The 7,166-nt window shown below is 55.7% G+C and carries 1 protein-coding gene, 2 tRNA genes and 3 rRNA genes; all 6 read left to right on the top strand.

The features are described from left to right. Positions 1–454: 454 nt before the first annotated feature. Positions 455–1,999: ribosomal RNA gene (locus ABB29_RS13050) — 16S ribosomal RNA — on the top strand. Between the two features lie 67 nt (positions 2,000–2,066). Beyond that, positions 2,067–2,142 (top strand) — tRNA-Ala (locus ABB29_RS13045). Between the two features lie 17 nt (positions 2,143–2,159). Then, positions 2,160–2,236, top strand: a tRNA-Ile gene (locus ABB29_RS13040). A 252-nt stretch (positions 2,237–2,488) separates the two neighbouring features. Then, positions 2,489–5,366: ribosomal RNA gene (locus ABB29_RS13035) — 23S ribosomal RNA — on the top strand. Between the two features lie 121 nt (positions 5,367–5,487). Next, positions 5,488–5,602 (top strand): 5S ribosomal RNA (gene rrf, locus ABB29_RS13030). The 16S, 23S and 5S rRNA genes sit together here with 2 tRNA genes alongside, the layout of an rRNA operon. A gap of 656 nt (positions 5,603–6,258) precedes the next feature. Further along, on the top strand, positions 6,259–7,158 hold the full coding sequence (locus ABB29_RS13025) for a universal stress protein (protein WP_057659783.1): 900 nt from the start codon (positions 6,259–6,261) through the stop codon (positions 7,156–7,158). The last annotated feature ends 8 nt before the right edge of the window (positions 7,159–7,166 follow it).

Here is a 7,166-nt window from a genome sequence, read left to right as displayed (position 1 = left end):
AATCCACTGTGAAACAAGGCACTGGCACGAACTCGATGAAGAGTACGTAAAAAAAGTGCCTCACCCCCTTCCCAAAACTGAAATATCGGGCCATACTTTCCCTCCTCCCCGCCACGGGGTTTGCAGCCAGACGGCGCAGACGAAGTGGCAAGGGAGGCAAGTCAAAAAACTTCTCACGAAGTGCTTGACGGAAGCAAAAAGGGTCGCCATAATGTGCGGCTCACCTCGACGGAAACGTCGGGACACGAAGGAAGGCGCTGAGGCCGACTTCGAAGCTCTTTGAAAGTGTGCGCAGGTGACTTGTGTGGGCGCCTGCAGGAAGGACTAGCTGTCCATCTTGCAGACGTTGGATTCACAAGCATCTTGTAATTTTGAATAGATTTTGCAAGCGATAACGTACAGCTAAGAATCAAGCGTTCTGCATTCAAAGCATTTGCCTTCGGGCATGTAGTTTTAAGTGAAGAGTTTGATCCTGGCTCAGAGTGAACGCTGGCGGTAGGCCTAACACATGCAAGTCGAACGGCAGCACAGGAGAGCTTGCTCTCTGGGTGGCGAGTGGCGGACGGGTGAGGAATACATCGGAATCTACCTTTTCGTGGGGGATAACGTAGGGAAACTTACGCTAATACCGCATACGACCTACGGGTGAAAGTGGGGGACCTTCGGGCCTCACGCGGATAGATGAGCCGATGTCGGATTAGCTAGTTGGAGGGGTAATGGCCCACCAAGGCGACGATCCGTAGCTGGTCTGAGAGGATGATCAGCCACACTGGAACTGAGACACGGTCCAGACTCCTACGGGAGGCAGCAGTGGGGAATATTGGACAATGGGCGCAAGCCTGATCCAGCCATACCGCGTGGGTGAAGAAGGCCTTCGGGTTGTAAAGCCCTTTTGTTGGGAAAGAAAAGCAGTCGATTAATACTCGATTGTTCTGACGGTACCCAAAGAATAAGCACCGGCTAACTTCGTGCCAGCAGCCGCGGTAATACGAAGGGTGCAAGCGTTACTCGGAATTACTGGGCGTAAAGCGTGCGTAGGTGGTTGTTTAAGTCTGCTGTGAAAGCCCTGGGCTCAACCTGGGAATTGCAGTGGATACTGGGCGACTAGAGTGTGGTAGAGGATAGTGGAATTTCCGGTGTAGCAGTGAAATGCGTAGAGATCGGAAGGAACATCTGTGGCGAAGGCGACTATCTGGGCCAACACTGACACTGAGGCACGAAAGCGTGGGGAGCAAACAGGATTAGATACCCTGGTAGTCCACGCCCTAAACGATGCGAACTGGATGTTGGGCACAACTTGGTGCCCAGTATCGAAGCTAACGCGTTAAGTTCGCCGCCTGGGGAGTACGGTCGCAAGACTGAAACTCAAAGGAATTGACGGGGGCCCGCACAAGCGGTGGAGTATGTGGTTTAATTCGATGCAACGCGAAGAACCTTACCTGGTCTTGACATCTAGCGAACTTTCCAGAGATGGATTGGTGCCTTCGGGAACGCTAAGACAGGTGCTGCATGGCTGTCGTCAGCTCGTGTCGTGAGATGTTGGGTTAAGTCCCGCAACGAGCGCAACCCTTGTCCTTAGTTGCCAGCACGTAATGGTGGGAACTCTAAGGAGACCGCCGGTGACAAACCGGAGGAAGGTGGGGATGACGTCAAGTCATCATGGCCCTTACGACCAGGGCTACACACGTACTACAATGGTTAGGACAGAGGGCTGCAAACCCGCGAGGGCAAGCCAATCCCAGAAACCTAATCTCAGTCCGGATTGGAGTCTGCAACTCGACTCCATGAAGTCGGAATCGCTAGTAATCGCAGATCAGCATTGCTGCGGTGAATACGTTCCCGGGCCTTGTACACACCGCCCGTCACACCATGGGAGTTTGTTGCACCAGAAGCAGGTAGCTTAACCTTCGGGAGGGCGCTTGCCACGGTGTGGCCGATGACTGGGGTGAAGTCGTAACAAGGTAGCCGTATCGGAAGGTGCGGCTGGATCACCTCCTTTTGAGCATGACAAGCGCTTCTTACAGGCGCCCACACAAGACACCTGCATTTTCAGAGTAACCCCTTTTGGGGCCATAGCTCAGCTGGGAGAGCACCTGCTTTGCAAGCAGGGGGTCGTCGGTTCGATCCCGACTGGCTCCACCACTGAACTCGACCTTTTTGGGTCTGTAGCTCAGGTGGTTAGAGCGCACCCCTGATAAGGGTGAGGTCGGAGGTTCGAGTCCTCCCAGACCCACCAAATGGGTTGAGTTTCACTCTGGAATTGCAATCGCACACTAAAAGATTTTGAAACGGTCCAGGCGCTGAAGCCGGCATCGTGTTCTTTAAAAATTTGTGACGTAGCGAGCGTTTTGGATTTTCATCCAGACGTGTCGTTGAGGCTAAGGCGGGGACTTCGAGTCCCTAAAAAGTAAATTGAGTGTTGTATATCGTGTTGATGGTTTTGTACCCATCAACGGACATATGGCTCCGAGGCGACTTGGGGTTATATGGTCAAGCGAATAAGCGCACACGGTGGATGCCTTGGCAGTCAGAGGCGATGAAGGACGTGATAGCCTGCGAAAAGCGCGGGGGAGCTGGCAATAAGCTTTGATCCCGCGATGTCCGAATGGGGAAACCCACGGCTTCGGCCGTATCCTGCAGTGAATACATAGCTGCTGGAGGCGAACCCGGTGAACTGAAATATCTAAGTAACCGGAGGAAAAGAAATCAACCGAGATTCCCTAAGTAGTGACGAGCGAACGGGGAGCAGCCCTTAAGTTGAGATGGCTTTAGAAGAACAGTCTGGAAAGACTGGCCATAGAAGGTGACAGCCCTGTATTTGAAAGGGCCATCTCAATGAAGACGAGTAAGGCGGGGCACGAGAAACCCTGTCTGAATATGGGGGGACCATCCTCCAAGGCTAAATACTCCTGACTGACCGATAGTGAACCAGTACCGTGAGGGAAAGGCGAAAAGAACCCCGGAGAGGGGAGTGAAATAGACCCTGAAACCGTGTGCGTACAAGCAGTAGGAGCCCTTCGGGGTGACTGCGTACCTTTTGTATAATGGGTCAGCGACTTACTGTTCGTGGCAAGCTTAACCGTATAGGGGAGGCGAAGGGAAACCGAGTCTGATAAGGGCGCATAGTCGCGGGCAGTAGACCCGAAACCGGGTGATCTAGTCATGGCCAGGGTGAAGGTGCCGTAACAGGTACTGGAGGCCCGAACCCACGTCTGTTGCAAAAGACGGGGATGAGCTGTGATTAGGAGTGAAAAGCTAATCGAACCCGGAGATAGCTGGTTCTCCTCGAAAGCTATTTAGGTAGCGCCTCGTATGAATCTTCTTGGGGGTAGAGCACTGTTATGGCTAGCGGGCCATCGCGGCTTAGCAAACCATTGCAAACTCCGAATACCAAGACAGAATGTACGGGAGACACACGGCGGGTGCTAACGTCCGTCGTGAAAAGGGAAACAACCCAGACCCACAGCTAAGGTCCCAAATTCATTGCTAAGTGGAAAACGATGTGGAAAGGCACAGACAGCCAGGAGGTTGGCTTAGAAGCAGCCACCCTTTAAAGAAAGCGTAATAGCTCACTGGTCGAGTCGGTCTGCGCGGAAGATTTAACGGGGCTAAGCAATGAACCGAAGCTTGGGGTGCATACTTTGTATGCGCGGTAGAGGAGCGTTCCGTAAGCCGGTGAAGGTGGATTGAGAAGTCTGCTGGAGGTATCGGAAGTGCGAATGCTGACATGAGTAACGATAATGCGGGTGAAAAGCCCGCACGCCGAAAGCCCAAGGTTTCCTTGCGCAACGTTAATCGACGCAGGGTTAGTCGGTCCCTAAGGCGAGGGCGAAAGCCGTAGTCGATGGGAAGCAGGTTAATATTCCTGCACCTCGCGTGAGTGCGATGGAGGGACGGAGAAGGTTAGGTGTACCCGGCGTTGGTTGTCCGGGGGAAAGGCGGTAGGTGTGGAACTTTGGCAAATCCGGGTTCCTTTAACACCGAGCACCGAGACGAGCTCTTTAGAGCGAAGTCACTGATACCACGCTTCCAGGAAAAGCTCCTAAGCTTCAGCTCACGCAGACCGTACCGTAAACCGACACAGGTGGGTAGGATGAGAATTCTCAGGCGCTTGAGAGAACTCGGGTGAAGGAACTAGGCAACATGGCACCGTAACTTCGGGAGAAGGTGCGCCCTTTTTGGTGGCTACACGCGTAGCTGAGCTGAAGAGGGCCTCAGAAACCAGGCCGCTGCGACTGTTTATCAAAAACACAGCACTCTGCAAACACGTAAGTGGACGTATAGGGTGTGACGCCTGCCCGGTGCTGGAAGGTTAATTGATGGGGTCAGCCGCAAGGCGAAGCTCTTGATCGAAGCCCCAGTAAACGGCGGCCGTAACTATAACGGTCCTAAGGTAGCGAAATTCCTTGTCGGGTAAGTTCCGACCTGCACGAATGGCGTAACGACAGCGGCGCTGTCTCCACCCGAGACTCAGTGAAATTGAAATCGCTGTGAAGATGCAGCGTTCCCGTGGCAAGACGGAAAGACCCCGTGAACCTTTACTATAGCTTTACATTGAACGTTGAGTTCGTCTGTGTAGGATAGGTGGGAGGCTATGAAACCATGGCGCTAGCTGTGGTGGAGCCAACCTTGAAATACCACCCTGATGTGCTTGACGTTCTAACCTAGGCCCGTTATCCGGGTCGGGGACCATGTATGGTGGGTAGTTTGACTGGGGCGGTCTCCTCCCAAAGAGTAACGGAGGAGCTCGAAGGTACGCTCAGCGCGGTCGGACATCGCGCACTGTGTGCAAAGGCATAAGCGTGCTTGACTGCGAGATCGACGGATCAAGCAGGTACGAAAGTAGGACTTAGTGATCCGGTGGTTCTGTATGGAAGGGCCATCGCTCAACGGATAAAAGGTACTCCGGGGATAACAGGCTGATACCGCCCAAGAGTTCATATCGACGGCGGTGTTTGGCACCTCGATGTCGGCTCATCACATCCTGGGGCTGTAGTCGGTCCCAAGGGTATGGCTGTTCGCCATTTAAAGTGGTACGCGAGCTGGGTTCAGAACGTCGTGAGACAGTTCGGTCCCTATCTGCCATGGGCGTTGGAAGTTTGAGAGGGGCTGCTCCTAGTACGAGAGGACCGGAGTGGACGAACCTCTGGTGTTCCGGTTGTCACGCCAGTGGCATTGCCGGGTAGCTATGTTCGGAAGCGATAACCGCTGAAAGCATCTAAGCGGGAAGCGCGCCTCAAGATGAGACTTCCCGGGGCACAAGCCCCCTAAAGGAACCATGAAGACTACGTGGTTGATAGGTCAGGTGTGTAAGTGCTGCAAGGCATTGAGCTAACTGATACTAATGATCCGAGAGGCTTGACCATATAACCTCAAGTTGCCTTGGCTTGACGACAATGTCGATGAAAGTCCAGGACACGCTACGTCACAACCCTATGAGAGATTGGCGCGACAGGTCCATCCTGTATGCGACGCTCCAACCGTCTCCCTGGTGAAATTAGCACTGTGGTCCCACCCGTTCCCATCCCGAACACGGAAGTGAAACGCAGTCGCGCCGATGGTAGTGTGGCTCAAGCCATGCAAGAGTAGGTCATCGCCAGGGGCTTTACCCCAAACCCCTCCGCCTAAGGCGGAGGGGTTTTCTTTTGTGTCCGGAAAGATAGATCGGAGATAACGGGAACTGCCTGCGGGAGCTGGTCAGACTTCGTCCGCACTGATGCACTAAATCGACCGATAATCGCAACTGTGTGGAACAATCTGGCTATCAGTTGCCATGTGCGATTGATTTCCGGCCCGGAATGGCTGGAAATTGAATGGTCAAGCACGCCGACGCCGTTGGTTCCCGCTAGTGGCCTTCATGCGCCCGATGCCGCGGCCCCGCGTGCGGCAGCTCGTCTCCTGCATGCTGGTTAGAACGCCTGCGCCGGAAACGAAGAAGCAATGACAGCAGCGGCGATTGCCTTGAATGGTGCGTGTCGGCGGGCGCCCGGCGTGCTGCATGCTCCCATGGTGACGATCAACGGCGAGTCCAGCGGTCGCCGTATTGCCAGCGTGTCTTTCATCGCCACGAATATCGGGAATTAACAGTTCGATGGCGCTGGGCTATAGCTGCCTGACCTGTCCAGAGCCGTTGCAGCGCCACGACACGCCGGCCGGCGGTGCGCTCGGTTACCGCGGAGCGAAGAAAGCCCAGTTCGCACAGGGCTGACGGCATCGCTAGACTGCGTAGTGCAACGCTCACTCGCGAAGGCGGACAGAATGAACACGATCATCGAAACCGAAGCTCCCGTCGACGGCCCTGCCGCATCACGGCGCATCGTCGCGGCGGTGGATGTCTCCGACTACGCCGCCAGTGTCGCCCAGTACGCCGGGTGGGCCGCGCAACGCGTGCAGGCCGGGCTCAGCCTGCTGCACGTGGTCCAGCCGGCGAGCACCGCGCACCTGGCCGATCTCAGCGGCAACCTGGCACTGGGCGTGCACGAGGAGCTGCTGGACAAACTGGTGCGGCTGGACGAACAGCGTGCCGAGCTGGTCCAGCAACAGGGCCAGCAGACCTTGTCGCAGTTGCAGCAGCAGCTGCAGTCGAAGGGCGTGCAGGATTGCCAGATCCACCAGCGCAACGGCCTGCTGGTGGATGTGCTGCTGCAACACCAGGATCGCATCCGTTTACTGGTCATCGGTAAACGCGGCGAACATGCGGACTTCGCCCAAGGCCATCTGGGCAGCAACCTGGAGCGGGTGGTGCGGGCGTTGGAGCGCCCGGTACTGGTCGCGTCACGCCAGTGGAAGCCGGTCAACCGTTTCCTGGTGGCCTTCGATGGCAGCCCAGCCAGCCGCAAGGCGGTCGAGATGATCTGCGCCAGCCCGCTGCTCAAGAACCTGGAGTGTCAGCTGCTGATGGTGGGCGACACCCGCCGCAGCCACAAGGAAGCCATGAACTGGGCATCGGCGATGCTCAAGCAGGCGGGCTTTGAACCACTGCTGCTGTTGAAGTCGGGCGAGCCGGAGTCATTGATCGCCGAGCAGGTGCAGAGCCAGGAGATTGATTTGCTGGTGATGGGCGCCTACGGCCATTCGCGCATCCGCAGCCTGTTGCTGGGCAGTACCACCACCAGTCTGTTGCGCAGCTGCGCGGTGCCGGTGCTGTTGTTGCGTTGATGCGGCCC

It is taken from the genome of Pseudoxanthomonas dokdonensis (assembly GCF_001431405.1).
Taxonomy (GTDB): domain Bacteria; phylum Pseudomonadota; class Gammaproteobacteria; order Xanthomonadales; family Xanthomonadaceae; genus Pseudoxanthomonas_A; species Pseudoxanthomonas_A dokdonensis.
The sequence above is the reverse complement of the archived record's forward strand: the minus strand, read 5'-3'. Positions and strand labels throughout refer to the sequence as shown.